The following is a 216-nucleotide window of genomic DNA, read 5'->3' on the forward strand; positions in this document are numbered from 1 at the left end:
AAGGCTGAGCTGTGATGGGGAAGCTCCTTATGGAGCGAAGTCTTTGATTCCCCGCTGCCAAGAAAAGCTTCTAGCGAGATAAAAGGTGCCTGTACCGCAAACCGCCACAGGTAGGCGAGGAGAGAATCCTAAGGTGTGCGAGAGAACTCTGGTTAAGGAACTCGGCAAAATGACCCCGTAACTTCGGGAGAAGGGGTGCTTTCTTAACGGAAAGCC

The 216-nt window shown here is 52.3% G+C and carries 1 rRNA gene; it reads left to right on the top strand.

The annotated features are described in order from the left end of the window. Positions 1–216: ribosomal RNA gene (locus MR107_RS31130) — 23S ribosomal RNA — on the top strand; the annotation flags it as partial.

The sequence above is a fragment of the Bacillus cereus group sp. BfR-BA-01441 genome (assembly GCF_022663075.1).
Taxonomy (GTDB): domain Bacteria; phylum Bacillota; class Bacilli; order Bacillales; family Bacillaceae_G; genus Bacillus_A; species Bacillus_A cereus.